Source organism: Lentzea roselyniae (genome assembly GCF_039537795.1).
GTDB classification, from domain to species: domain Bacteria; phylum Actinomycetota; class Actinomycetes; order Mycobacteriales; family Pseudonocardiaceae; genus Lentzea; species Lentzea atacamensis.
The window spans coordinates 27,527-52,747 of the sequence record NZ_BAABBE010000041.1 but is presented as its reverse complement, the minus strand read 5'-3'; the positions used below and the strand labels follow the sequence as shown (position 1 = coordinate 52,747).

General features: G+C 68.2%; 19 protein-coding genes. 9 read left to right on the top strand and 10 right to left on the bottom strand.

The window, feature by feature from the left end; genetic code table 11:
• Nucleotides 1-30 precede the first annotated feature (30 nt).
• The 4 genes from ABFX45_RS41145 to ABFX45_RS41130 all read left to right on the top strand — a co-directional run bounded on the left by ABFX45_RS41145 (nucleotide 31) and on the right by ABFX45_RS41130 (nucleotide 4,924).
• Nucleotides 31-1,050, top strand: coding sequence for an LCP family protein (locus tag ABFX45_RS41145; protein WP_109638952.1), 1,020 nt, complete (start codon nucleotides 31-33; stop codon nucleotides 1,048-1,050).
• A 289-nt stretch (nucleotides 1,051-1,339) separates the two neighbouring features.
• On the top strand, nucleotides 1,340-2,071 hold the full coding sequence (locus tag ABFX45_RS41140; protein ID WP_346136327.1) for a 3-hydroxybutyrate dehydrogenase: 732 nt from the start codon (nucleotides 1,340-1,342) through the stop codon (nucleotides 2,069-2,071).
• 10 nt (nucleotides 2,072-2,081) lie between these two features.
• The gene (locus ABFX45_RS41135) at nucleotides 2,082-3,380 is read left to right on the top strand and encodes an MFS transporter (protein WP_109638950.1); all 1,299 of its coding nucleotides are present in this window, start codon (nucleotides 2,082-2,084) and stop codon (nucleotides 3,378-3,380) included.
• Nucleotides 3,377-4,924 carry a helix-turn-helix domain-containing protein gene (locus ABFX45_RS41130; protein WP_346136324.1) on the top strand — a complete coding sequence of 516 codons (1,548 nt, stop codon included), beginning with the start codon at nucleotides 3,377-3,379 and terminating at the stop codon, nucleotides 4,922-4,924. The genes ABFX45_RS41135 and ABFX45_RS41130 overlap by 4 nt, the downstream gene beginning before the upstream one ends.
• Here the strand turns inward: ABFX45_RS41130 and ABFX45_RS41125 are convergent.
• The 5 genes from ABFX45_RS41125 to ABFX45_RS41105 all read right to left on the bottom strand — a co-directional run bounded on the left by ABFX45_RS41125 (nucleotide 4,904) and on the right by ABFX45_RS41105 (nucleotide 10,800).
• A complete protein-coding gene (locus ABFX45_RS41125) occupies nucleotides 4,904-6,385 on the bottom strand; it encodes an APC family permease (protein WP_346136322.1) in 1,482 nt (493 codons plus the stop codon). The genes ABFX45_RS41130 and ABFX45_RS41125 overlap by 21 nt on opposite strands.
• Nucleotides 6,382-7,860 (bottom strand): GMC family oxidoreductase, encoded by a 1,479-nt coding sequence (locus ABFX45_RS41120; protein WP_346136320.1) that lies wholly within the window; start codon nucleotides 7,858-7,860, stop codon nucleotides 6,382-6,384. Before ABFX45_RS41120 ends, ABFX45_RS41125 begins: the two co-directional genes overlap by 4 nt.
• The gene (locus tag ABFX45_RS41115) at nucleotides 7,857-9,296 is read right to left on the bottom strand and encodes an aldehyde dehydrogenase family protein (RefSeq protein WP_346136318.1); all 1,440 of its coding nucleotides are present in this window, start codon (nucleotides 9,294-9,296) and stop codon (nucleotides 7,857-7,859) included. Before ABFX45_RS41115 ends, ABFX45_RS41120 begins: the two co-directional genes overlap by 4 nt.
• An 83-nt stretch (nucleotides 9,297-9,379) precedes the next feature.
• Entirely contained in the window at nucleotides 9,380-10,483 is a 1,104-nt protein-coding gene (locus ABFX45_RS41110; protein WP_346136316.1) for an NAD(P)/FAD-dependent oxidoreductase, read from the bottom strand.
• Nucleotides 10,480-10,800 carry a bifunctional 3-phenylpropionate/cinnamic acid dioxygenase ferredoxin subunit gene (locus ABFX45_RS41105; RefSeq protein ID WP_109638945.1) on the bottom strand — a complete coding sequence of 107 codons (321 nt, stop codon included), beginning with the start codon at nucleotides 10,798-10,800 and terminating at the stop codon, nucleotides 10,480-10,482. Before ABFX45_RS41105 ends, ABFX45_RS41110 begins: the two co-directional genes overlap by 4 nt.
• A gap of 119 nt (nucleotides 10,801-10,919) precedes the next feature.
• Between ABFX45_RS41105 and ABFX45_RS41100 the strand changes: the two genes are divergently transcribed.
• Entirely contained in the window at nucleotides 10,920-11,690 is a 771-nt protein-coding gene (locus ABFX45_RS41100) for an IclR family transcriptional regulator (RefSeq protein WP_346136313.1), read from the top strand.
• Here the strand turns inward: ABFX45_RS41100 and ABFX45_RS41095 are convergent.
• Entirely contained in the window at nucleotides 11,675-12,496 is an 822-nt protein-coding gene (locus tag ABFX45_RS41095; RefSeq protein WP_346136311.1) for a hypothetical protein, read from the bottom strand. The two genes, ABFX45_RS41100 and ABFX45_RS41095, sit on opposite strands and share 16 nt — an antisense overlap.
• 118 nt (nucleotides 12,497-12,614) lie before the next feature.
• On the opposite strand from ABFX45_RS41095, the gene ABFX45_RS41090 reads away from it, so the two are divergent.
• The 4 genes from ABFX45_RS41090 to ABFX45_RS41075 are packed head-to-tail and all read left to right on the top strand — an operon-like array spanning nucleotide 12,615 to nucleotide 17,505.
• Nucleotides 12,615-14,981, top strand: a complete 2,367-nt coding sequence (locus ABFX45_RS41090; RefSeq protein ID WP_346136309.1) for a GcvT family protein — start codon at nucleotides 12,615-12,617, stop codon at nucleotides 14,979-14,981.
• A 1-nt stretch (nucleotide 14,982) separates the two neighbouring features.
• Entirely contained in the window at nucleotides 14,983-16,101 is a 1,119-nt protein-coding gene (gene solA, locus ABFX45_RS41085; RefSeq protein WP_346136307.1) for an N-methyl-L-tryptophan oxidase, read from the top strand.
• A complete protein-coding gene (locus ABFX45_RS41080; RefSeq protein ID WP_346136305.1) occupies nucleotides 16,098-17,210 on the top strand; it encodes an aromatic ring-hydroxylating oxygenase subunit alpha in 1,113 nt (370 codons plus the stop codon). Before solA ends, ABFX45_RS41080 begins: the two co-directional genes overlap by 4 nt.
• Before the next feature lie 43 nt (nucleotides 17,211-17,253).
• Nucleotides 17,254-17,505 (top strand): hypothetical protein, encoded by a 252-nt coding sequence (locus tag ABFX45_RS41075; RefSeq protein ID WP_109638940.1) that lies wholly within the window; start codon nucleotides 17,254-17,256, stop codon nucleotides 17,503-17,505.
• Between the two features lie 3 nt (nucleotides 17,506-17,508).
• Here ABFX45_RS41075 and secA2 read toward each other — a convergent pair whose 3' ends face one another.
• The 4 genes from secA2 to ABFX45_RS41055 form a co-directional block, all read right to left on the bottom strand.
• A complete protein-coding gene (gene secA2, locus ABFX45_RS41070) occupies nucleotides 17,509-19,794 on the bottom strand; it encodes an accessory Sec system translocase SecA2 (RefSeq protein ID WP_346136303.1) in 2,286 nt (761 codons plus the stop codon).
• 91 nt (nucleotides 19,795-19,885) lie between these two features.
• Nucleotides 19,886-20,716 carry an oxidoreductase gene (locus ABFX45_RS41065; RefSeq protein WP_346136301.1) on the bottom strand — a complete coding sequence of 277 codons (831 nt, stop codon included), beginning with the start codon at nucleotides 20,714-20,716 and terminating at the stop codon, nucleotides 19,886-19,888.
• A gap of 81 nt (nucleotides 20,717-20,797) precedes the next feature.
• The gene (locus tag ABFX45_RS41060) at nucleotides 20,798-22,099 is read right to left on the bottom strand and encodes an MFS transporter (RefSeq protein ID WP_346136299.1); all 1,302 of its coding nucleotides are present in this window, start codon (nucleotides 22,097-22,099) and stop codon (nucleotides 20,798-20,800) included.
• 9 nt (nucleotides 22,100-22,108) lie between these two features.
• Nucleotides 22,109-25,120, bottom strand: coding sequence for a carboxyl transferase domain-containing protein (locus ABFX45_RS41055; protein ID WP_346136297.1), 3,012 nt, complete (start codon nucleotides 25,118-25,120; stop codon nucleotides 22,109-22,111).
• Nucleotides 25,121-25,221 lie beyond the last annotated feature (101 nt).

Here is a 25,221-nt window from a genome sequence, read left to right as displayed (position 1 = left end):
CGAATCTAAAGCGATCGGGGTTGGCGACACATGAGCGCTGGGTATCACCACGGCTACCAGCAGCCGCGGCGTCCCATGCCGCCGCAGCGGCCGATGAAGAAGAAGAGGCGTCCTGGACGCGTCGTTCTGGTGCTGCTGCTGGTCCTGCTGCTGGCCGTCGTCGGATTCGGCTTCTACGTCGACTCGACGCTGAAGCGGATCGACGCGCTGCCCGACTACCAGGGCCGTCCTGCCGAGACGCCGGGCACCACCTGGCTGCTCGTCGGCTCCGACGCTCGCGACGGACTGACGCAGGAGCAGAAGGACACGCTCGCCACCGGTGACGCGGCCGGCCGGCGCACCGACACCATCATGATGCTGCACCTGCCGGACAACAGCGCCGCCAAGCCGGTGCTGCTGTCGATCCCGCGTGACTCGTACGTCGCGATCCCAGGCAACGGTCGCAACAAGGTCAACGCGTCGTACGCGTTCGGCGGGCCGCAGCTGCTCGTGCAGACCGTCGAGGGCGCGACCGGCGTGCGGATCGACCACTACATGGAGATCGGCTTCGGCGGGTTCTCCGACATGGTCGACGCGGTCGGCGGCGTGGACATCTGCCTCGACCAGCCGATCAAGGACCCGCTGGCCGGCATCGACCTTCCCGCCGGTTGCCAGGAGCTCGACGGGCCGCAGGCGCTCGGGTTCGTGCGGACCCGTGCGTTCGCGACCGCGGACCTGCAGCGCGTGCAGAACCAGCGGCAGTTCCTGTCGGCGCTCTTCACGAAGGTCAAGAGCCCGGCCACGCTCGCGAACCCGTTCCGCGTGATCCCGCTGATGAACGCGGCGTCCGGCTCGGTGTCGGTCAACGAGGACGACCACGTGTGGCACCTGGCGAGCGTCGCGCTCAACATGGGCGACGCGACGAGCGGCACCGTGCCGGTCGGGTCCACGCCGACGGTGCCCGGTGCGGGCTCGGTCGTGCAGTGGAACAAGGAGAAGGCCTCGCAGCTCTTCGACCTGATCAGCAAGGATCAGCCGGTCCCCGCCGAGCTGATCGCCCCTCCGAAGTAACTACTCGGCGGGCTCGGAAGTGGGCTCCGAGCTTGTCAACCCGGCCTCCTGTGCGATCTCCTCGAGTTCGCGCAGGAGGTCGTCGTAAATCGGTGTCGTGGACATCGTCTAGCCCCCTCGTTCTGGATCTTCCCCCGTTCAGGTGACGGGAGCTTACGCCCCTGTACCCGTTCTTCTCGCGTCATATGCCTGTGAGACGCTAAATGTTGGCTAACGCCATCTCTTGACCAGGCAATATGTGTGCCAGCCACATGTTGAGCACGCCGCGTGACGCCTACCGTTTCCGGTCATGTCGAGTGTCACGGGTCACACCGCGCTGGTCACCGGAGCCGCGAGCGGCATCGGCCTGGCCTGCGCCCGCGCCTTGGCCGATGCCGGCGCGAAGGTCCATCTGGTCGACCTCGATCCCGGCGTGCGGGACATCGCCTCCGAGGTCGGTGGGGTCGGGCACGTTCTCGATCTGACGTCCTCGGTCTCCGCGTTGCCCGCCGAGGTCGACGTGCTGGTCAACAACGCAGGTGTCCAGCACGTCGCACCGATCCACGAGTTCCCCGCCGAGCGCTTCTCGGCGATGGTCGAGCTCATGCTGGGGGCGGCGTTCCGGCTCACCCGGCACGTTCTGCCGCACATGTACTCACGTGGCTGGGGCCGGTTGGTCCACGTCTCCAGCGTGCACGGACTGCGCGCGTCCGCGTTCAAATCCGCTTACGTCGCCGCGAAGCACGGCCTTGAGGGGTTCTCCAAGGTCGCGGCTTTGGAGGGCGCGCCTCACGGCGTGACGTCCAACTGCGTGGCCCCTGGGTATGTGCGGACTCCCTTGGTGGAGAAGCAGATCGCGGACCAGGCCCGTGTGCACGGCATCTCCGAGGCTGATGTCTCGTCGCAGATCTTCCTCCAGCGCAGCGCAGTCAAACGGCTGATCGAGCCTTCCGAGGTGGCGTCGGCCGTGTTGTGGTTGTGCGACAACAGTTTTGTCACAGGCACGTCGTTGGCCGTCGACGGCGGCTGGACCGCCCAATGAGGAGTTGTCGATGATCAAGAAAGTGGTAGGCGCGTCGCTCATCGGAACAACTGTCGAGTGGTACGACTTCTTCCTCTACGGCTCGGCAGCCGCCCTGGTGTTCAACAAGCTGTTCTTCCCGACCGCGGACCCGCTGACCGGCACGCTGCTCGCGTTCACCACGTACGCCATCGGGTTCCTCGCCCGGCCGCTGGGCGGTCTGGTGTTCGGCCACTACGGCGACCGCTTGGGGCGCAAGAAGTTGCTCGTGTTGTCGTTGCTGCTGATGGGTGGCGCGACGATGCTCATGGGTGTGCTGCCGACGTATGCAGCAGTCGGTGTTGCTGCGCCGTTGCTGCTCACGTTCCTGCGGCTGGTGCAGGGCTTCGCATTGGGCGGTGAGTGGGGCGGGGCCGTGCTGATCGTGTCCGAGCACGGTGATCCGGCGCGGCGCGGCTTCTGGGCGTCGTGGCCGCAAGCCGGTGTGCCGTGCGGAAACCTGCTGGCGACGGGCGTGCTCGCGGTGCTGGCGGCGGTGCAGTCGGACGCGGACTTCCTGGCGTGGGGCTGGCGGATCCCCTTCCTGCTCTCTGGTGTGCTGGTCGTGATCGGCCTGTGGATCCGCCTGACGGTGTCCGAGTCGCCGATCTTCCTCGCAGCCCAGGAGAAGGCGGCACAGCAGAAGGAGCCGGCGCTGGAGAAGGCGCCCGCGCTGGAGCTGCTGAAGCACAACTGGCGCGAGGTGCTGATCGCGATGGGCGCGCGGTTCGCCGAGAACGTGTCGTACTACGTGATCACGGCGTTCATCCTCGTCTACGTGGTGACCGGGCTCGGACTGTCGAAGTCGGTGGGGCTCAACGCGGTGCTCATCGCGTCGGCCGTGCACCTGGTGACGATTCCGGTCTGGGGTCACCTGTCGGACCGGTTCGGGCGGCGAGTGATCTACCTGGTCGGCGCGGTCGGCATGGCGGGGTGGATCTTCGCGTTCTTCGCGCTGCTCGACACGAAGGACCCGGTGCTGATCACGGTGGCCACGACGGTCGGACTCGTGCTGCACGGTGCGATGTACGGGCCGCAGGCGGCGTTCTTCTCGGAGCTCTTCGGGACGCGGGTGCGGTACTCGGGTGCGTCGGTCGGCTATCAGCTGGCGTCGATCGTGGCCGGTGCGCTGGCCCCGTTGATCGCGACGGCGTTGCTGCAGGCGTACAAGTCGTCGTTCCCCATCGCGATCTACGTGGTGATCACGTGCGTGATCACGGTGGCGGCGATCGCCCTGGCGCGTGAGACCCGTGGTGCGGATCTGGAGGAACGTGACAGGGTTGGGGTGTGACACGACGGCGTGAGGCCGAACTGGCGGCGTTGTTCGAGACCGCGTCCGAGCTCGCGGGCATGCGCGACCCGGACGCGGTCCTCCGCTCGATCGTGCGGAGGGCACGAACCCTGCTCGGCACCGACCTTTCGTACCTGACGATGAACGACCCGGCCGGCACCTACATGCGGGTGACGGACGGGTCGGTCTCGCCGTTGTTCCAGAAGGTGCGGCTGGGGCTCGGCGAGGGCCTGGGCGGGCTGGTGGCGCAGACCGCCAGCCCGTACGCGACGTCCGACTACTTCGCCGACGCCCGGTTCAACCACACCAGGCCGATCGACTCGGCCGTGCGGGACGAGGGCCTGGTGGCGATCCTGGGTGTGCCGCTGAAGCTCGACGCCAAGGTCATCGGTGTGCTGTACGCGGCCGATCGGACCTCGCGGGAGTTCCCGCCGGAGGAGGTCGCCCTGCTGTCGTCGCTGGCCGACCACGCGGCGATCGCGATCGACACCGCGTCGTTGTTCGCGACGATCCAGTCGCACAACGAGGCGATGAAACGGGCGGAGGAGGCGCACGACCGGCTCACGGACCTGGTGCTGCGCGGCGGGTCGTCGGCCGAGGTCGCGGCGGCCGTGGGAGAGCTGCTCGGCGGGCCGGTCGACGTGCTGGAAACCGTGCCTTCCCAGGCGGTGCGGGCCAACGGGCGCGCTGTGCTGCTCGACGGCGTGTGGGTGTGCGCGGTGCTGGCGGGCTCCGAGCTGCTGGGCGGGATCACGTTGTCCGGGCGGCCCGACCTGCCGGACGCGGACCGGCGGGTGTTCGAACGGTCGGCGGCGGTGACGGCGTTGCTGTTGCTGCTGCGGAGAACCGTGGCGGAGGCGGAGAACAAGGTCCGCGGCGAGCTGATCACCGACATCCTCGACGGGCGGGACCCCGCCGGGTTGCAGGCTCGGGCGCGGCGGGTCGGGGTGGAGCTGAAGGACCCGCACGTCGTGCTGGTGGCGGACGGGAACCTGTCCGCCGCAACGCACTACGCGTCGGTCCACAGAGGACTTGCCGGGTCCCGCGGGCGTGACGTGGTGCTGGCGTTGCCTTCCACCTCCACGCACGTCGCCAAGGACGTGGCTCGGGCACTGGACGCGACGGTGGGCGCGTGCGGGCCGGTCGTCGGGCCGGTGGCCATCGCGGCGGCCTACGAGGAAGCGCGGCGGTGTCTGAGAGCGTTGCGGCAGCTGGGGCGGGAGAAGGACGCCGCGACGATGGACGACCTGGGATTCGTCGGTGTGCTGCTGGGCGATCGTGCGGACGTCTCCGGGTACGTGCGGTCGGTGCTGGGGCCGGTGCTCGACTACGACGCCGAACGCGGCACGGAGCTGGTGCACACGCTGGAGGTCTACTTCCGGTGCGGCGCGAACCTGAGTCGTGCCAAGGCGGAGCTGCACCTCCACGTCAACACGGTCACGCAACGGCTCGATCGAGTCTCGTCGTTGCTCGGCGACTGGCAGACGCCGGACCGTGTGCTGGAGGTGCAGCTCGCTCTGCGCCTACTTCGCCTGCAGGGATAGCACCGCGTCCCCTGCGGGGGCGTCGGAGTTGCCGAACGGCTTGGCGATCGCCATGTAGACGAGACCGATGCCGACCACCAGAGCGCCGCTCAGGATGACGACGTAGTTGTCGTACCAGGGCGCGCCCGGCGTGCGCGGCCACACCATGTTGACCATCGCCGCGACGCCGTACGCGAGCGCCAGGACGTTGATGACCATGCCCCAGCGGCCGAGCGTGAACTCGCCGGACGGCACCCAGCCCTTGATCCTCGCGCGCAGTGCCGCGAACACGACCATCTGGAAACCGAGGTAGATGCCGAGCGTCGCGAACGAAACGATCTTGTCCAGCGCGTTCGTCGACAGCATCGACGCGAACACGATGACCACCGGGATGACGCCGGCGAGCGCCAGCGCGTACGGCGGGATGTGCCGCTTCTGGTTGAACTTCGCGAGTGCCCTGTGCCCGAACAGCATCTTGTCGCGGGCGTAGGAGTAGGTCAGCCGAGATGCAGCTGCCTGCAGGGACATCGTGCAGGACAGGAACGAGATCAGCACGACCGCGATCACGATCTTGTACCCGACCGGGCCGAACGCGTTGGTCAGGATGTTCGTGACCGGGTCCGCGTCCTCGCCGCTGATGACCTTGCCGAAGTCGGGCACCGCGAGCAGCAGCGACAGGCACGCGAACGTGGCCGCCGCGCCACCGATGTAGATGGTGCGGCGCATGGCCTTCGGAATGACGCGGCCGGGGTCCTTGACCTCTTCCGCGGTGTCACCGCAGGCCTCGAAGCCGTAGTACTGGTAGAGACCGATGATGCCCGCCGCGAAGAACGCGGGCAGGTAGCTGCCCGGCTCGCCCGCGCCGAAGTTGTCGAACAGCACGCCCAGGCCGTGGACACGGTTGTCGACCAGCAGCCAGATGCCGACCGCGAGCGCACCGACGATCTCCGCGGCGAACCCGAAGATGGCGGCCCAGCTCAGCACCTTCGTGCCCGCGTAGTTGATCAGGGTGGACACCACGATGATCGCGATCGCGCACAGCACGGTGTTGCCGACGGTGGCGGTGTAGCCGAGAAGCGTTGCCAGGTAAGGGCCCGCGCCGTAGCTGACGGACGCGATGGTGACCAGCAGGGCGACCATGTAGACCCAGCCGGTCATCCACGCCCAGCGCTTGCCCCACAGGCGGCGTGCCCACGGGTAGACGCCGCCCGCGACCGGGTACTGCGCGACGAGCTCGCCGAACACGAGCGCGACCAGGAACTGGCCGACGCCCGCGACGACGAAGCTCCAGATCATCGGCGGACCGCCCAGGGCGAGGGCGGTGCCGAACAACGTGTACGTGCTGACCACGGGGGAGAGGTAGGTGAAGCCCAGCGAGAAGTTCGCCCACGGGCTCATGTCCCGCTTGAACTCCGACGTGTAGCCGAGATCCTTGAGCCTGTCGGCTTCGGTGAGCGCGGCCGGTGTCCGAGTGGCTGTCATCCGGCCGCCCCCTTGATCAGATCTGCGGCTCGTTCTCCAATCATGAGAACCGTGACCATCGGGTTCACGGTCGGCATCGTGGGGAACACGGAGGCGTCGACGACCCGGAGGCCTTCGAGTCCGATGACCTTCAGGTCACCGTCCACAACGGACCCGATAGCGCAGGTGCCTGCCGGGTGGTAGACGGTGTGGGCGGCTTTTCTCCCGTACTCGGACAGCGCCTCGTCGCTCGTGACGTCCGGGCCGGGCGCGATCTCCCGCTTGAGCCACGACTTCAGCGGCTCCTGCTCGGCGATCTTGCGGGCGATCTTGAAGCCGTCGACCAGGGTCTGCTCGTCGTAGCCGTCGGGGTTGGTGAAGTAACCGAAGTCGAGCGCCGGCTTCTCGGCGGGATCGCTGGACTTCAGCCACAGCTTGCCCTTGCTGTGCGGCCGCGGGATGTTCGGCGTCATGCACACCCCGTGCTCCACCTTCGGGTAGCCGAGGCGTTCCGTGTTGGTGGTGAACGGGATCTGGTAGAAGTGGAACATCAGGTCCGGGCGCGGGTCGGACTCGTCGCGCCGGATGAAGAGGCCCGCGTCGGAGTCCATCACCGAGTTCTCCGGCAACGGTTTCGTGGTCTCCCACACGATGACCGACTCGGGGTGGTCGAGCAGGTTATCGCCGACGCCGGGCAGGTCGTGCCTGGGCTCGATGCCGATGCTGCTCAGGTGCTCGGCGTCGCCGATGCCGCTCAGCATCATCAGACGCGGGGTGTCGATGGCACCCGCGCAGAGCAGAACCTCTTTGCGGGCCTCGACATAGCCCTTGTCGGTGTGCACGCCGATCGCGCGGGTGCCGTCGAACTCGATCCGGCCGGCCCAGGTGTTGAGCAGCAGGGTCAGGTTCTTGCGGCTGCCCAGGATCGGGTGCAGGTAGGCGGTCGACGCGCTCGACCGCTGGTTGTTCTTCTCCGGGTGGTAGGCGATGGAGAAGAAGCCGACGCCGTCCTCGAACGGCTCGGCGTTGAAGTTGTCGATCTCCGGGACGCCCGTGGCCTTCTGCGCGGCGGCGACGAAGTCCTTGGCGATCGGGTTCCGGTCCTTCTCCTCGACCGGGATGATGTTGAGCGCGACCCTGTCGTAGTACGGGCCGATCGCGTCCCACGTCCAGCCGTGGCCCCAGTCGTCGAAGTCCTGGGGCAGCGGGTTGAAGCAGATCAGCGTGTTGTGGCTGGAACAACCGCCGAGGACTTTCGCGCGGCTGTGCCGGATGTGCGAGTTGCCGCGCGGCTGCTCGACCGTGGGGTAGTCGTAGTCGTACTCGGTCTCCAGCAGGTTGATCCAGTTGCGCAGGTTGAGGATCTTCTCGTCGCCCACGTCGGAAGGACCGCCCTCGATGACCGCGACCGTGACGTTCTCGTCTTCGGTGAGTCTCGCGGCGAGCACGCAGCCCGCCGTTCCGCCGCCGACGATCACGTAGTCATATGCGGTCACTGGGAATCCTTTCGCGCGAACCAGTTCTGTGCTGCGGGCTTGAGGTTCTGGTAGACGTGCTTGGGCTCGGTGTACTCGTGCAGGCCCGCGGTGCCGAGCTCACGGCCGACACCGGAGCGCTTGAAGCCGCCCCACTCGGCCTGCGGCAGGTAGGGGCCGAACTCGTTGATCCACACCGTGCCGTGGCGGAGCTTCTTCGCGACGCGCTGGGCCTTCTCGAGGTCCTGGCTCCAGACACCGCCCGCGAGGCCGTAGTCGGTGTTGTTGCCGAGGAACGTCGCCTCGTCCTCGGTCGTGAAGCGTTCGGCGGTGATGATCGGGCCGAACGTCTCGTCCTGGACGAGCTTCATGTCCTTGTGGCAGTCCGCGTAGACGGTGGGACGGAAGAAGAAACCGTTCTGCAGCTCGGGTTCGTCCGGCCGCCTGCCGCCCGCCTTGAGGGTGGCGCCCTCCTGCTGGGCGATCTCGATGTATCCCTCGACCTTGGCGCGGTGCTCGGCGCTGACGAGCGGCCCGGACTCGGTGTCCTCGTCGAAACCGTTGCCCAGCTTGATGAGGTCGGCCCGGCGCGCGACCTCGTCGACGAAGTCGTCGTAGATGTCCGTGTGCACGATGAGCCTCGTGCCGGACGAGCACACCTGGCCCGCGTGGAAGAACGCGGCGGTGAGCGCGTAGTCGACCGCGGTGTCGATGTCGGCGTCCGCGAAGACGATGTTCGGGTTCTTGCCGCCGAGCTCCAGCGCGACCTTCTTCACGGTCTTCGCGGCCGAGGCCATGATCCGCTGCCCGGTGGCGAGGCTGCCGGTGAACGAGACGAGGTCGACGTCCGGGTGTTCGCTCAGCGGCGCGCCCACTTCGGGGCCGGTGCCGAGGACGAGGTTCGCGACGCCGTCGGGCAGTCCGGCTTCCTGCAGGAGCTCGAAGAGCTTGATCGTCGTGAGCGGCGTGATCTCACTCGGCTTGCCCACCAGCGTGTTGCCGGCGAGCAGGGCAGGGGCGATCTTCCAGGAGATCTGCAGCAGCGGGTAGTTCCAGGGCGCGATCAGGCCGCAGACGCCGACCGGTTCGTAGTCGATGCGGCTGACGACGTCGGGCGGGGTGCCCTGCACGACCTTCGGGTGCAGCAGGCCGGCGAGGTTGCCGTAGTAGCGGAACACGGCGACGACGTCGTCCACGTCGATGCGGCTCTCGACCAGCGTCTTGCCGGTGTCGAGCGTCTCGGTGCGGGCGATGTCCTCCTTGTCGCGCTCCAGCAGGTCCGCGACCCTGTTCAGCACGGCGGCGCGGTGCTCGGGGCTCGCGTGCGGCCAGTCGCCGTGGTCGAAGGCGTTTCTGGCCTTCGCGATCGCCTGGATCGCCTGTTCGCGGGTTTGGTCCTCGATCTCGGTGAGAACACTCTGATCGAAGGGGTTGATGATCTGCCGCACCGGCGACACTGACTGCCTCCCTGTTCGTGTGTCCACGTAGGACAATGGGGTGTAGCCGGTCGCCGGTGGCGGTAAACCGTGACGACCGTCTCCTACTTGAGATTCCTGCGCAGTCGGGTGAAAAGACGAGCGTTGCTCATTGCCACGATGCCGACAATGTCTTCTTCGTTCGAACTGTCTCGATAGGTCGCCACGAACCTCCGGTCCTCGATGGACCCATCTTCGATGCGAACGTCGTTCGTCGCCCGTCCGATGAACTGGATCCGCACGCCGTACTGATCCGACCAGACGTAGCCGCCGTTGGTGTGCGTCGCGACGGTCTCACCCGCCAGCAGGTTGCGGGTGGCGACTTGCGCCTGCTCGGTCGCGGACGTCCAGTGCTCCGCGCGGTGGCCGGCGCAGTTCGCGACGTCGCCGACGGCGACGATGTTCTTCAGGTTCGTCACGCCGCCCGCGTCGCACACGACGCCGTTGTCGACCTTGACCGGCCCACCGGCGAGCCAGTCCGTGGCTGGACGCACGCCGATGCCCGCGACGACGACATCGGCGTTGACATGACGGCCGTCGGCCAGGTTGATTCCGCTGTCAACGTTGACTGAATCAACATTGACGGCGGTAATCAATGTTGACCCGTGGTCGCCGTGCAGCTGTCCACATGCGGCACCCATCTCCACGCCCAGTACGCGCGTGAGTGGCGTCGGGAGCGCCTCGATGACCGTGACGTCCTTGCCGAGGGAGCGCGCGCTCGACGCGATCTCCGCGCCGATGAACCCGGCGCCGATGACGCCGACGTGCTGGGCGGTGGCGAACGCTTCGCGGAGCTTGACGGCGTCGTCGAGGGTGCGCAGGACGTGCGCGTTCGGGATCGTGCGCGGTATGCCGCCCGTTGCGATGACGATGCCGTCGGCTTCGACCGTCGTGCCGTCGCTGAGCGCTACCTCGCCGTGGGACAGGAGTGCGGTCGCGCAGTTGCCGAGGCGCCATTCGGCGTTGAGGGCGTCGAGGTCGTCCTGATCGGCGAGCGGCACCGCCTCCACCTTGCCGAGAAGGAAGTCCTTCGAGAGAGGTGGCCGGTCGTAGGGCAGATGCACCTCATCGCCGACGATGACGAGCCGTCCGTCGAACCCCTGCCGGCGCAGTGCCTGCGCCGACCTCAAGCCGGCGAGTGATGCGCCGATGATCGCGATCGTCCTCACGCCACGTCCTTGTTCACCTCGACATCGACATAGACCACTCCATCTTTCACAAGTACGGGATAGGTCTTCACCGGTCTTTTGGCGGGCAGACAAGTCGGCTCGCCGGTGCGAAGGTCGAAGCTCGCGGCGTGCAGCGGGCACTCCACGAAGCATCCTTCGAGCCAGCCCTCGCTGAGGGAGGCGTCCTGGTGGGTGCAGGTGTCGTCGATGGCGTACAGGACACCGTCGGCGTTGAACACCGCTATGGGTGCATGAGGACCGACGATGCGCACCGCCTCTCCCGGGGGCAGGTCCATGAGAGCGCAGGCGCGGATCATCGTCGGCCTCCGTTGCGTGACGCGGCACACGTTCCGAATGACGCAACACAATGTGAGGCTCGCGCGACGCGTAGTCAATAGTTCGAGTGAGTGTTTTGCCTGCCGGTTACTGTTGCGCGATGAGCAACTCCGACTCGGCAGCTCAGGTGCAGTCCGTCGACAGAGCTATCAGCGTGCTGGAACTCCTCGCCCAAGGCGAGGCCGGCATCACCGAAATCGCTGGTGAGCTGGGTGTGCACAAGTCCACGGTGTCCAGACTCGTCTCCGTGCTGGAGGCGCGTGGCCTGGTCGAGCAGCTCGGGGAAAGAGGCAAGTACGCCATCGGCTTCGGAGTCGTCCGCCTGGCCGGTGCCGCCACCGGCCGCATGGATCTGACCAAGCTCGGCCAGCCGGTGTGCCAGACGCTCGCCGACGAGTTCGGCGAGACCGTGAACATCGCCGTGCACGACGCCGGCGTCGCCATCAACATCACCCAGGCCCGCGGGTCCGCGGCCGTGTCGGCGGTGAACTGGATCGGCCAGCGCACGCCGTTGCACGCCACGTCGTCCGGCAAGGTCCTGCTCGCGTACCTGCAGGTCGAGGAACGCAAGCGGCTGGCGTCGCTGCCGCTCGACTCCTACACCGAGAACACCGTCGTGGATCCCGAACGGTTGCTGGCTGAGCTCGAGACGGTCGCATCGCAGGGGTATGCGGCCTGTTTCGAGGAGCTGGAGCTGGGACTGCACGCGGTCGCCGTCCCGGTGCGCGGTCATCGGGGTGAGGTCGTCGCGGCGATGAGTGCCTCCGGGCCGTCGTACCGGTTGTCGCGGCAGCGGGTCGAGGACATCGTGCCGGCGATGATGTCGGCGGCGGCCGACCTGTCCGCGCAGCTCGGCTACTTCGCGGGCTGATCCCACCAGGGGACCCAGCCCCAGTCGTCCAGGTCCGTCCAGGTGGCCCTGAGGCGGTCGGCGAGCGTGCCGGCGAAGGCCACGGACGACTCGTGTGAGGCGTAGGCGATCCAGTCGAGGGTGTCGTCGGTCCAGACACCCTCGGCTCCGGTGTAGACAGGTTCGAACAGGTCGAGGTCCAGCAGGGAGCCCGGGTCACCGTGCTCCCGGACCTCGACCACCCGGCGCAGGCCCATGCCCGCCAGCGCCTCGCGGACCAGCTCGATCCCGGGACCGTCCCACATCGCCGAGGCGTCGACCACGAGCACGTCCTCCGGGACGTCCTGCGTGATCAGCGGGTGCCACATGGTCTGTTGCAGGCCCCACCGCTGCTCCAGCCTGTGGCGCCACCCGGCCACCTCCTCGTCGCTGAAGACGCGGCGGTACCCCAGCGGCTCGACCACGAGGTCCTTCGCAGCCGGCCAGCTCTTGATCGACCTGCGGAACAGCTCGCGCTCGGCGGCGGCCGTCGCGGCCTCGCTCGGGCCGAGATCGGTGGTGAAGATCGACTGCGCCGTCGTCGCGGCGGTGGCGAGGGCGGCGGCGAGCCGGTCGGGCGGCGGCAGGTCGTCCGGGTCGAGGCGCTCGACCTCGCGCAGCATCGCGGCCACCACGTTCTGCCGGGGGAAGATCCGCTTCTCTTCGTCGGTGTAGTCGCCGAGGCGCCTCCTGCTCTCCGGCGGGAGCGCGGCGTACTCGGCGTACAGCTTCCCGTTGCGGCTCCTGAGGTATCTGCGGGCCATCGTGTGCAGGGTGGCGGACTCCATGCGGGCGATTGTGCGCGACTTTCGAACGGCGGTATTGACACCAGGGCGCACTGGCCGCAACTTGTTGCAAATGGCGGAACATGTTCTGTTTCGCGCAACGGCGGCGAAGGGTGTCCGGATGCCTGCAGAGGTGCCTCGCGTGGTGATCATGGGGGCGGGGATCGTCGGCTGTGCCCTTGCCGACGAGCTCACCAAACGGGGCTTCACCGACGTCACGGTCCTGGACCAGGCGCAGGGGCTCGCCGCGGGCGGTTCGAGCAGCCACGCGCCGGGGCTGGTGTTCCAGACGAACTCCTGCCGCAGCATGACCGCCTTCGCCCGCTACACGGTCGAGAAGTACACCGCGCTGGGGTGCTTCGACCAGATCGGCGGCCTGGAGATCGCCACGACCGAAGCCCGGCTGGCCGACCTGTCGCGTCGCCACGGCTGGGCCACGTCCTGGGGCGTGGAGAGCCGGCTCGTCGGGCCGGACGAGGTCGCGCGGCTGCACCCGCTGCTGGACCGCGAGCAGATCCTGGGCGGGTTCCTGATTCCCGGCGACGGGCTCGCGAAGCCCGTGCTGGCGGCGGAGGTGCAGGCCCGGCGGGCCATCGCACGGGGTGCGCGCTTCGAGCTCGGGCAGAAGGTCGTCGCGGTGGAGACCTCCGGCGATCACGTCACCGGGGTGCGGACCGAGACGGACATCTTCCCCGCCGACATCGTCGTGTCGTGTGCCGGGATGTGGGGTCCGGTGCTGGGGGAGATGGTCGGGCTGACCGTTCCGCTCGTGCCGATGGCGCACCAGTACGCGTTCACGGGCGACCTGCCGGGAGTCAGTGCGGAAGCGCTTGCGCGGCAACCCATTCTGCGGCACCAGGAAGCCGACCTGTACTTCCGCGCCCACGGTGAGGCGTTGGGGATCGGGGCGTACGGGCACCGGCCGATGCCGATCGCGGCGCGCGACATCGCCGGATCGGAGCTGCCGTTCACCAAGGAGGACTTCGAGGCGTCGTGGGAGTCGGCCGTCGAGCTGATCCCTGCGCTGGCCGAGGCCGGGGTGGATCGCGGGTTCAACGGGCTGTTCTCCTTCACCAGCGACGGGATGCCGTTGCTGGGCGAGCATCCGCGGCTCGGCGGGTTCTGGGTCGCGGAGGCGGTGTGGATCACGCACTCCGCCGGCGTGGCGAGGTCGATGGCCGAGTGGATCGTCGACGGGCAGCCGGAGCTGGACCTGCACTCCAGCGACCTCAACCGGTTCGAGCAGGTGCAGCTGGCGCCGGACTACGTGCTGGAGCGCAGCTGCCAGAACTTCGTCGAGGTGTACGACCTGCTGCACCCGTTGCAGCCCATGGAAAGCCCGCGGCCGGTCCGGACGAGTCCGTTCTACGAGTGGCAGAAGGACCTCGGCGCGTTCTTCCTGGAAGCCTCCGGCTGGGAGCGGCCGCACTGGTACGAGGCCAACGCGAACCTGCCGGAGGTCGCCGAGGTCCCGGACCGCAACGAGTGGGCGAGCCGGTACTGGTCGCCGATCTGCGGGGCCGAGGCGCTGGTGACGCGCAAGCGCGTGGCGATGTTCGACATGACACCGTTGAAGCGGCTGGAGGTCAGCGGGGCAGGGGCGCTGGAGTTCCTGCAGCGCATGACGACCAACAACCTCAACCGCAAGCCCGGTGCGGTCGTGTACACCCTGTTGCTCGACAACCGGGGCGGGATCAGAAGCGACCTCACCATCGCACGCCTCGACGAGACCACCTTCCAGGTCGGCGCGAACGGCAACCTCGATCTCGACTGGCTCACGAGGCACGCGCCGGACGACGTCCACGTCAGGGACATCACCGCCGGCACGTGCTGCATCGGCCTGTGGGGCCCCAAAGCACGCGATCTCCTCGACGACATCTCGCACACGATGGACACGCGGAAGGGTTACTTCACGGCGCAGCAGGCGTTCATCAAGAACGTGCCCGTGACGGCGCTGCGACTGTCCTATGTGGGCGAACTCGGCTGGGAGCTCTACACGACCGCCGACCTCGGGCCGAAGCTCTGGGACACGCTGTGGGAGGCCGGGCAGCGCCACGGCGTCATCGCGGCAGGGCGAGGCGCGTTCAACAGCCTGCGACTGGAGAAGGGCTACCGGTCGTGGGGCACGGACATGACGACCGAACATGATCCGTACGAGGCGGGTCTCGAGTTCGCGCTCTCGAAGGACAAGCAGTTCTACGGCAAGGGAGCCCTCCACGGGCGGGTGCCGAGCAGGAAGCTCACCTGCCTCACGGTCGACGATCCGCGGCAGGTCGTCATGGGCAGCGAACCCGTGTTCCACCAAGGGGAAGCGGTCGGGTACGTCACGAGCGCGGCGTACGGGTACACGACCGGGCTCAACATCGCGTACGCGTGGCTGCCGCTCGGCGTGGACGAGGTGGAGATCGAGTACTTCGGCGAGCGCGTCAAGGCACGTGCGGCGAGGGAGCCGTTGTTCGACCCCGAGATGAAGCGGCTCCGGGGCTGACGTGGCCCCGGGGACTTCGTACGACGTCATCGTCATAGGGCTCGGCGGCATGGGCAGTGCCGCCGCGTACCGGCTCGCCCAGCGCGGGAAGAGGGTGCTGGGGCTGGAGAAGTTCACGCCAGTGCACACGCGGGGGTCGAGCCACGGTGGGTCGCGGATCACGCGGCAGGCCTACTTCGAGGACCCCGCGTACGTGCCGTTGCTGCTCAGGGCTCACGAGATGTGGGACCAGGTCGAGCGCGACAGCGGGGAGCGGATCTTCCACCGGATCGGCGGCGTCATCGTGGGCCCGCCCGAGTCAGGCGCGGTCAGCGGCAGCAGGGCCAGTGCCGAGCAGTGGGGGCTGAAGCACGAGCTGCTGGACGCCCAGGAGATCCGCAAGCGCTTTCCCGCGATGCGTCCCCGGCCGGACGAGATCGCGCTGTACGAGGAAGCGGCTGGGTTCGTCGTGCCGGAGAACGCGGTGCGTGCCCACCTCGAACTCGCCGCGAAGGCGGGTGCCGAACTCCACTTCGAGGAGCCCGTGACGCACTGGGAGGAAGGCAGGGTCACCACGGCCGAGGCGACCTACCAGGCCGAGCACCTCGTGGTGTGCCCCGGCCCGTGGGCGCCGGAACTGTTGGAGGACCTCCAAATCTCGTTCGAGGTCGAACGTCAGGTCCAGTTCTACTTCACCCCGGAGGAGGACTTCGCCGGTCACCCGATCTACATCTGGGACCGCGCGGACGGCACCGAGTTCTACGGGTTCCCGGACATCGGCGGCGCGGTGAAGGTCGCGTTCCACAGCGGTGGGGCGATCTGCACGCCGGAGACCGTCGATCGCACGGTGCACGACCACGAGGTCGAGGCCATCACGAACGCCACCAGGCCCGCGATGCCCGGCCTCGCCGGCACCTTCCAGCGTGCCGTCACCTGCCTGTACACCAACACCGTGGACCACCACTTCGTCATCGCACGGCATCCCGGGCACGGCGACGTGACCGTGGCGTGCGGCTTCTCCGGGCACGGCTTCAAGTTCGTGCCCGTCGTCGGCGAGATCCTCGCCGACCTCACGATCGACGGGGCCACGCGGCACCCGATCGCCCTTTTCGACCCTGCTCGCTTGAGAGGCGGAGCATGACCGGCAGCCTGATCTCCACCCTTGAGGGCCGCTACTACACCGACCCGGGGATCTTCGCGCAGGAGCAAGCCAGCATCTTCGAGAAGATGTGGTTCTGCGCGGTCAAGTCGGGTGACCTCGCGAACCCCGGCGACTTCCGCACCGTGCAGGTCGGGCGGGAAAGCGTGCTCATCGCACGGGACCGGCACGGCGGCCTCAACGCGTTCCTCAACGTCTGCCGGCACCGCGGCGCGCGCATCTGCGTCGACGAGGCGGGCAGCGTCAAGCGGGCGTTCCAGTGCCCGTACCACGCGTGGACCTACGCGTTGGACGGCAAGCTGGTCGCCGCGCCGAACCTCACGTCGATGCCGGACGTCGACCGGGTGGAATACGGGCTGACGAAAGTCCATCTCCGTGAATGGCTCGGCTACGCCTGGGTGTGCCTCGCGGACGAACCGCCCAGCTTCTCCGACGACGTCCTGCACGCCGTGACGGAACGACTCGGCTCGCTGGAAGCGATCGACGGCTACGAGATCGACCAGTTGTCTGTGGGCAAACGAATCGTCTACGACGTCAAGGCCAACTGGAAGCTGATCATCGAGAACTTCATGGAGTGCTACCACTGCGCGACGATCCACCCCGAGCTCACCGAGGTGCTGCCCGAGTTCGCCGACGGCTACGCGGCGCAGTACTACGTCGGGCACGGCGCGGAGTTCGGTGACGAGATCAAGGGCTTCACCGTCGACGGCAGCGAGGGCTTCGGAAAACTTGCGGCCCTGGAAGAGGAAAGGGACCGGAAGTACTACGCGATCACGATCAAGCCGCAGGTTTTCGTGAACCTCGTGCCGGACCACGTGATTCTGCACCGCATGTACCCGGTGGCGGTCGATCGCACGATCGTCGAGTGCGATTGGCTCTACGCCAAGGAAGTGGTCGCCACCGGGCGTGACGTCTCTCGCTCGGTCGAGCTGTTCCACCGGGTGAACGAGCAGGACTTCGAAGCATGCGAGCGTTGTCAGCCCGCGATGTCCTCACGCGCTTACGCGCGCGGCGGAGTGCTGGTGCCCTCGGAGCATCACATCGGCGGTTTCCACGAGTGGCTCGTTCAGAAACTGGAATCAGCCGACTAGGGGATCGACGCGTCACCCGTGCACGCGAAAGCTTGCACGGGTGATGGAGCAGACGGACTTCTTGCTCCCGGACGGGGAGCACGATCTCCTCCGCCGCATCCGGCAGCTGGCCGAGCGCGCGGAACGGACGGCGCACAACCGGTCCAACCTCGTTGGCCCGCCGCCGTCGCAGGAACACCTGGACATCCTCGCGGAGATCAGGAAACTCACCGAGGAGATGACCACAGGCAGACGGGCCGAGGTGCTGCCCCGGCCCGCCAGACCCGCGGACGATCTCATCGGCGAGAGGTGGTGACGGTCAGCGGCGCTGGCCGCGCACCATCTTGACGAGACCCTTCATCGTCTCTTCCAGTCCCGAGCCGAACGGGTTGTCGTGCACCAGGTACGTCCACGTCGAGCTCGGGCGCTTCACCCCGGCGTCGGCGAGGTCGTAGCCGTCGTCAGTGATCTTGGCCGCCTCGTACTTGTCCTTGGCCATCTCCCACGACTCCGGCACGATCTTGTTGAACGCCGGGATCGCCTCGCGGTGGAACTCGTCCAGCGGGTTCTGCCGTGCCAGCGCACGCAGGTGGATGCCCTCACGCAGGTCTGACAGGAACGTCAGGTGGTGCGTCCACAGGTCGTCGAGGAAGAACAGCGTGATCTTGCGGGCGGCCTCACCGGCCACCTCGTTGGACACGCCTTCCTTCTCACCGAGCTTTTCCAGCGCGGCGTCCGTGCGCAGCACCACGTCGCGGTGCTTGAGCAGCAGGTCGCGCTGGTGCTCGATCAGCTTGTTGTAGCGCCACGTGTTGCGGTGGATCTCCAGGTTCACGCCCTCGGCGACGCGCTGAGCGTGCTCGAAGGTGTGCAGCAGGCCCTTGTCCCGCACCCGGCCGTCGTTGTCCACTTCGGACGGCTCTTCCGCGTCTGGCGCGTACTGGGTGATCAGGTCGTCCTGCATCGAGGAGAAGAACACCGAGCCACCGGGGTCGCCCTGACGGCCGGCCCGGCCGCGCAGCTGGTCGTCCAGGCGTGAGGACGAGTGGCGCCCGGTGCCGATCACGTACAGGCCGCCCAGCTCGGCGATCCGGTCGTGATCCTCACCTTCGTGGCCGCCCAGGCGGATGTCCGTGCCGCGACCGGCCATCTGCGTGGAGACGGTGATGCGCTGGTACGAACCGGCGTCGGCGATGATCGCCGCTTCCTCGGCGTCGTTCTTCGCGTTGAGCACCACGCATTCGAGCCCGGCGTCGCGCAGCTTGGAGGAGATCCGCTCGGACTCGGCGACGTCGAGCGTGCCGACGAGGATCGGCCGCCCGGTCTCGTGGACGGTCTTGATCTCCTCGACGATCGCGTCTTCCTTCTGCTCCAGCGTCGCGTAGAGGCGGAACGGCTCGTCCTCGCGGATGTTCTCCTTGTTCGGCGGGATCACGAGCACCTCGAGCTCGTAGAACTCGCGCAGGGTCTCCGCGACGGCGACCGCGGTACCGGTCATGCCGCAGCGCGTCGGGTACCGCGACAGCAGCGCCTGCACCGTCATCGAGTCGAGGATCTCGCCCGACTCGGTGGTCTGCACGTTCTCCTTGGCCTCGACCGCGGCCTGCAGGCCGTCCGGCCACCGCTGGAGCTTCGCGACGCGGCCGCGGGTGTCGTTGATCAGGTGCACCTTGCCGTCGCGCACGATGTAGTCGACGTCGCGGTGCAGCAGCACCTGCGCGTGCAGAGCCACGTTCACCTTCGACAGCGTGGAGGTGACGTGCTCCTGCGAGTAGAGGTCGATCTCGCCGAGCGCGCGTTCGACGGCCTCGGAGCCCGCACCCGTGAGGAACACGTTGCGCTCCTCGTCGTCGATCTCGTAGTGCAGGTTCTGCCGCAGTCGCTTCACCAGGTCGGCGATGACGGGGTCGGCAGCCTCCGCGCTGGTCGAGCCGGCGAGCACGAGCGGCACGCGGGCCTCGTCGACGAGCACCGAGTCGGCCTCGTCGATCAGCGCGACCTCCGGCTCCGGCACGATCAGGTCGTCGGGGCTCGTGACGATCCGGTCGCGCAGGATGTCGAAGCCGATCTCGCTGACCGGTGCGTACGTGACCTCGCACTGGTAGGCCTCGCGGCGCTCCTCTGCCTTCGAGCTGCCGTTGATCCAGCCGACCGTGACGCCGAGCAGCCGGTAGAGCGGCCCCATCCACTCCGCGTCGCGCTGGGCGAGGTAGTCGTTGACGCTGACCACGTGGACGCGCTTGCCCTTGATCGCGAACCCGCCGGCGGCCATGGCGCCCGCGAGCGTCTTGCCCTCACCGGTGGCCATCTCGACGACGAGCCCGTTGAGCATGCCGAGCGCGCCGAGCACCTGCACGTCGAACGGACGCTGCCCGATGGCGCGCTCGGCGGCCTCACGCGTGAGGGCCACGAGCTCGGTGTCGTCGCACTCTTCGCGCAGCTTCGCGGCGTGTGCCGTCAGCTCCTCGTCGCTGAGCGCTTTGAACGTCTCAGCGTGTTTCTCCACGTCCTTGAGCAGTGCCTGGAACGGGGCGAGGTCAACCGATGCCGGTTTCTGGGCGAACCGGCGCATCCGCTGCTTGAAGCGCGCCATGAGAGTGGTCACGAGCCAGGAACGTACGGCATCGCCTCGGGGTTCCGCAGAGGTCTTGACAGTGAAGGTGTGATTTGTCCGAATTTCACCTGATTTGCCCAGGTCAGCGATCGAACTCGGTCTCGCGGGACACCTTTTCCCAGAGCGCGATCTCGGCTTTGACGTCGTCGAGGTGGGTGAGCACGGCGTCGACGGCGTCCCCGCCCAGCGTCAGCCTGAGCGGGGTTTCGGCGGCGTCGAGCGCGGTCAAGATGGCGGCCGCGGCCTTGGCGGGGTCGCCCGGCTGCTTGCCGTTGCCCGCCGTGATCATCTGCCTGGTCCTGCCGACCGAGTCCGCGTAGACCTCGGTCTCCTTGGAGCCGCTGTAGCCGCTGAACAGGCTGGTGCGGAACGAGCCGGGTTCGACGATGAGAACTTTGACGCCGAACGACTTCATCTCGTCGGCCAGCGCCTCCGAGAGGCCTTCCAGGGCGAACTTCGTGGCGCTGTACGCGCCGAAGCCCGCGAACGACAGCTGGCCGCCCATGCTGCTCAGCTGGACGATCGCGCCGGAGCGTTGGGTGCGCATGTGCGGCAGGACCGCGCGGATGAGCGCGGCCGGGCCGAACAGGTGGACTTCGAAGAGGTCGCGGAGCTCCTCGTCGGTCGTCTCCTCGACGGCGCCCACGTGGGTGCGGCCGGCGTTGTTGACGAGCACGTCGATGCGGCCGTGTTCCGCGATCACGTTGGCGACCGTGGTCCGGATGGCGTCGTGGTCGGTCACGTCCATCCGCACCGGGACGACCTGGCGAGGGTGGGTCCTCACCAGGTCGTCCAGTGACTCGATGCGACGTGCGGTGGCCACCACCCGGTCGCCCGCCGCCACCGCGGCCTCCGTGATGGCGCGGCCGAAGCCGCTGTTGGCGCCGGTGATCAGCCATACCCTGCTGGACAAGGTGCAGTCTCCCTCGGGTGAGTCGGGCCGTCCTGACGAAGGCTTGCCAGACTCGTCCCCGAGAGAAACGTGGTCACACGACTAACTGGCGTTCACCCGGTGCGTCTCCGGCAGCTTGAGGGCCGAGAACAGCGTGGCCAGGCCCATCAGGCACAGGAACGCGGACACCGACATCGACGTCCCGGTCGCCCCGAGCAGCGCGGTCATGATGAACGGCGTGCCGCCGCTGACCAGGATCGACGCCAGCTGGTAGGCGAGCGAGGCGCCCGAGTACCGCACGTGCGGCTCGAACAGCTCGCCCAAGTACGCGGCGATCGGTCCGTACACGAGAGAGGACGCGATGCCTCCGATCGTCGTTGCGACGAACAGCAACAGCAGCGAGGCCGTGTCCACGAGCAGGAAGTACGGGAACGCCCACACGACCAGGCCGATGGCGCCCGCGATGATCAGCGGGCGGCGGCCGAGCCGGTCGGACGCGTGGCCCGCCCAGAGGATCACCGGGATGCTCACGGCCGACGACAGCAGGCTGACGACCAGCACCGACTCGCGGGACAGGCCCAGCGTGACCGTGGCGTAGGAGAGGACGCCCGCGATCGAGACGTAGAAGATCGCGTTGGAGGCGAACATCAGGCCCGCGCCGAGCAGGATCGGCTTGCGGTGGGTGCGCAGGGCCTCCTTCAGCGGGGCGTGCGCGACGGCGGGTGCGGTGGCGCGGCGTTCCTTCAGCTCGCGGAAGACCGGGCTGTCCTCGACCTTCAGCTGGATGAAGAGGACGACCGGGAAGAGCAGCGCCGAGGCCAGGAACGGGACGCGCCAGCCCCACGACGCGAAGGCCTCGGCCGACATCGTCGTGGTGGCCGCGATGAACGCCACGTTGCCCAGCAGCACGCCGATCGGGACGCCCGCCTGGCCGAACGTGCCCGCGAAGCCGCGTTTCCCTGCGCCCGCCGACTCGGTGAGCAGCAGGACCACGCCGCCCCACTGGCCGCCGACCGCGATGCCCTGCAGGAAGCGGAGCGTGACGAGCAGGACGGGTGCGCCGACGCCGATGGTCGCGGACGTCGGGAGCAGGCCGATGAGGAACGTCGCCGCCGCCATGAGGGCCAGGCAGATGACGAGAGCGGGCTTGCGGCCGAACTTGTCGCCGACGTGGCCGAAGACCAGGCCGCCGATGGGACGGGCGATGAAGCCCGCCCAGAACGTGCTGAAGGACAACAGGAGGCCGACGATCGGGGTGGCCTCCGGGAAGAACAGTTTGGGGAACACGAGGGCCGCGGCGGTCGCGTAGATGAAGAAGTCGTACCACTCGATGGAGCTACCAACGAGTCCGGCTGCCATCAGCCTGCGCAAGGTCTTCTGTTCAGTCGGGGCGACACTGACCACGGCTTCTCCTCACCAGGTATCGACGAACGGGCGTTTCTTCCCTTGGGGGCGGGAAGTTGCGGGGGCGAGCGCGGTGGCGATCCAGCGGCGCGTGTCGGCCGGGTCGATCACGTCGTCGATCTCGAAGACACTCGCGACGTTCAGCGCTTTGCCGTGTTCGTACGCGCTCGCGACCATCTGGTCGAAGCGCTGCTTGCGTTCTTCGGGGTCCTCGATGGCGTCGAGCTCGCGTTTGAACCCGAGCTTGACCGCGCCTTCGAGGCCCATCGGGCCGAACTCGCCGGTGGGCCAGGAGACGGCGAACTGGGGAACCTTGAGCGAGCCGGCCGCCATCGCCTGGGCGCCGAGGCCGTACGCCTTGCGCAGGATCACCAGTCCGAAGGGGACGGTGAGGTTGGCGCCGGTGACGACCATGCGGGTCAGGTGGCGGACCGTGGCGGTGCGTTCGGCGTCGGGGCCGACCATGAAGCCCGGGGTGTCAGCCAGGGAGACGACCGGGAGGTCGAACGCGTCCGCGAGCTGGAGGAAGCGGGCGCACTTGTCGGCGGCGTCGGCGTCGATCGCGCCGCCCAGGACGTTGGGGTCGTTGGCGATCAGGGCGAGCGGGCGGCCTTCGACGCGGATCAGGGCGGTGACGATGGCCTTGCCGAAGCCGTTCCTCAGCTCCAGGACCGAGCCGGTGTCCGCGAGGGTGTCGATGACCTTGCGGATGTCGTAGGCGCGGAGGCGGTTCTCCGGGATGGCGTGGCGGAGGAGGCGCTGGTCGGCGCACTTCCACGAACCGGAATTGTCGGTGCTGTCTGGGAGAATTGGATTCAGGGGTTCCCCCGAGGGCGCGGACGAAGGCTGCGCGCTCGGCGAGGGGACGCCTGCGGGAGCCTGGAAGTAGGAGAGGTACTTCTTGGCGACGGCCACCGCTTCCTCTTCGGTGCGCACGGCGATGTCCACGACGCCGTTGGGCACCTGCACGTCGAGCGGGCCGATGTCCTCCGGCCGGAACGTGCCCAGGCCGCCGCCCTCGATCATCGCCGGGCCGCCCATGCCGATGTTCGCGCCGTCCACCGCGATGATCACGTCGCACGTGCCGAGCAGCACCGCGTTGCCCGCGAAGCAGCGGCCCGCGACGATCCCGATCAGCGGGACCTGGCCGCTCAGCCGGGCGAACGCGTGGAACGAGCCGCAGTCGAGGCCGCTGACCATGCTGTGGTCGGTGTCGCCTGGACGTCCGCCGCCGCCCTCGGCGAACAGCACCACGGGCAGGTTCTCCTGCTGTGCCAGGGCGAACAACCTGTCCTTCTTCTGATGGTTGCGCAGGCCCTGGGTGCCGGCGAGCACGGCGTAGTCGTAGGACATCGCCACGATGCGTTGGCCGTTCACGACGCCGATGCCGGCCACCAGGCCGTCGGCGGGAGTGCGCTCGATCAGCTCCGGAAGTGAGCGGCGCTGGCGTTGGGCGGCGATCGCCAGCCCGCCGTACTCGACGAAGGACGAACAGAGGTCCGCGATGTTCTCGCGCGCGGTCCGCCCGCCGGCGGCGTGTCGTCGCGCGGCAGCTTCGGGACGATCGAGCTGATGGCGTTCGAGCACCTCGGCCAGATCCGGCCGGACGTGCTCGAGATCCACCTCGGCCGAGTCCTCGGTGGACTCACCCGAACCGGACGCGAGCAGCTGCCCCTCCGCGACCGTGTCGCCCACGGCCACCAGCACATCGCCGGACACGCGGACGACGTGCTGCATCTTCATCGCTTCCAGCACAACCGAATCAGCCGTCACGGCCACGACGGTGCCCGCCAGCGGAGCCCGCATGCCGGAAGCCGGCTCCTCGGCCACGAAGTCCGTGGTCGCCCCGACGATGTCGCGGGACAGCAGCGACTTCAGGAACTCCAGGTTCGTCGAGACGCCCTCGATCCGGAAGTCGCGCAACGCCCGCCGCGCCCGGTTCAGGGCGACGTCGAGATCCTCACCGTGCACCACGAGCTTCGCCAGCAACCCGTCGTACCGCGTCCCGACCCGGTAGCCCGGATACCCGTGCGTGTCGACGCGGACACCAGGCCCGGAAGGCAACGCGAACGACGACAACACGCCACCGGACGTCTGGTTCACCCGCACCTGCACGGCCGCACCGCGATCAGCCGGGGTGAAGTCGACGTCGCCGCCCCAGGCCAGCAACAGCTGGGTGCGCACGAGGTCCACACCGGACACCATCTCGGTCACGGTGTGCTCGACCTGCAACCGCGGGTTGACTTCCAGGAACGCGAAGGAGTCCCCGGCCACCAGGAACTCCACCGTGCCGACCCCGGTGTACCCGACAGCGGAGGCGATGGCGGCGGCCGCTTCGTGAAGTGCCTTGCGCAGCGACGGATCCAGCAGGGGCGCCGGAGCGATCTCCACGACCTTCTGATGGCGCAGCTGCAGGGAGCAGTCGCGGTCACCGATCACCGACGCGCCGACCAGCTGCACCTCGATGTGCCGGGCGGAGGGCAGCAACCGTTCGAAGTAGACGTCCCCGACCCCGAACGCCGCCAGCGCTTCCGCCCGGCACGCCTCGACGGCGCTGTCGAGGTCCTCGGGCGCATACACCGCCCGCATGCCCTTGCCGCCACCGCCGGCGACCGCCTTGACCATCACGGGGAACTCGCCCGGTGCCGCGTCCAGCACCGGAATCCCCAGCGAAGCCGCCAGATCCCGTGCCCGGCGCTTGTCGCCCAGCAGCTCCAGCACGTCCGGCCGCGGCCCCACGAACGTCAGCCCGCGCGCCTCGCAGGCACGGGCGAAGCCGGCGTTCTCGGAGAGGAAACCCCACCCCGGATGCACCGCCTGACAGCCGTCCGCCGCATCCAGCAGCTGATCCACGTCCAGGTAGGGCGCATCTCCACGGAGCGCGACCGCGCGGTCCGCCAGCGTCACGTGCAGGGCGGAGGCGTCGTCCTCCGCGTACACCGCCACGGTGCGGATGCCCAGGTCAGCGGCCGCGCGCAGCACGCGGACGGCGACCTCACCCCGGTTGGCGACGAGCAGCACGGCAATCCTCCTGAGCGACCGCTTAGTATGTGACGGCGGTCGCATGTTGCCACCTGAGGTCAACAGAAGTCCATACGGAACCGATCGGGGAGGTGAGACGT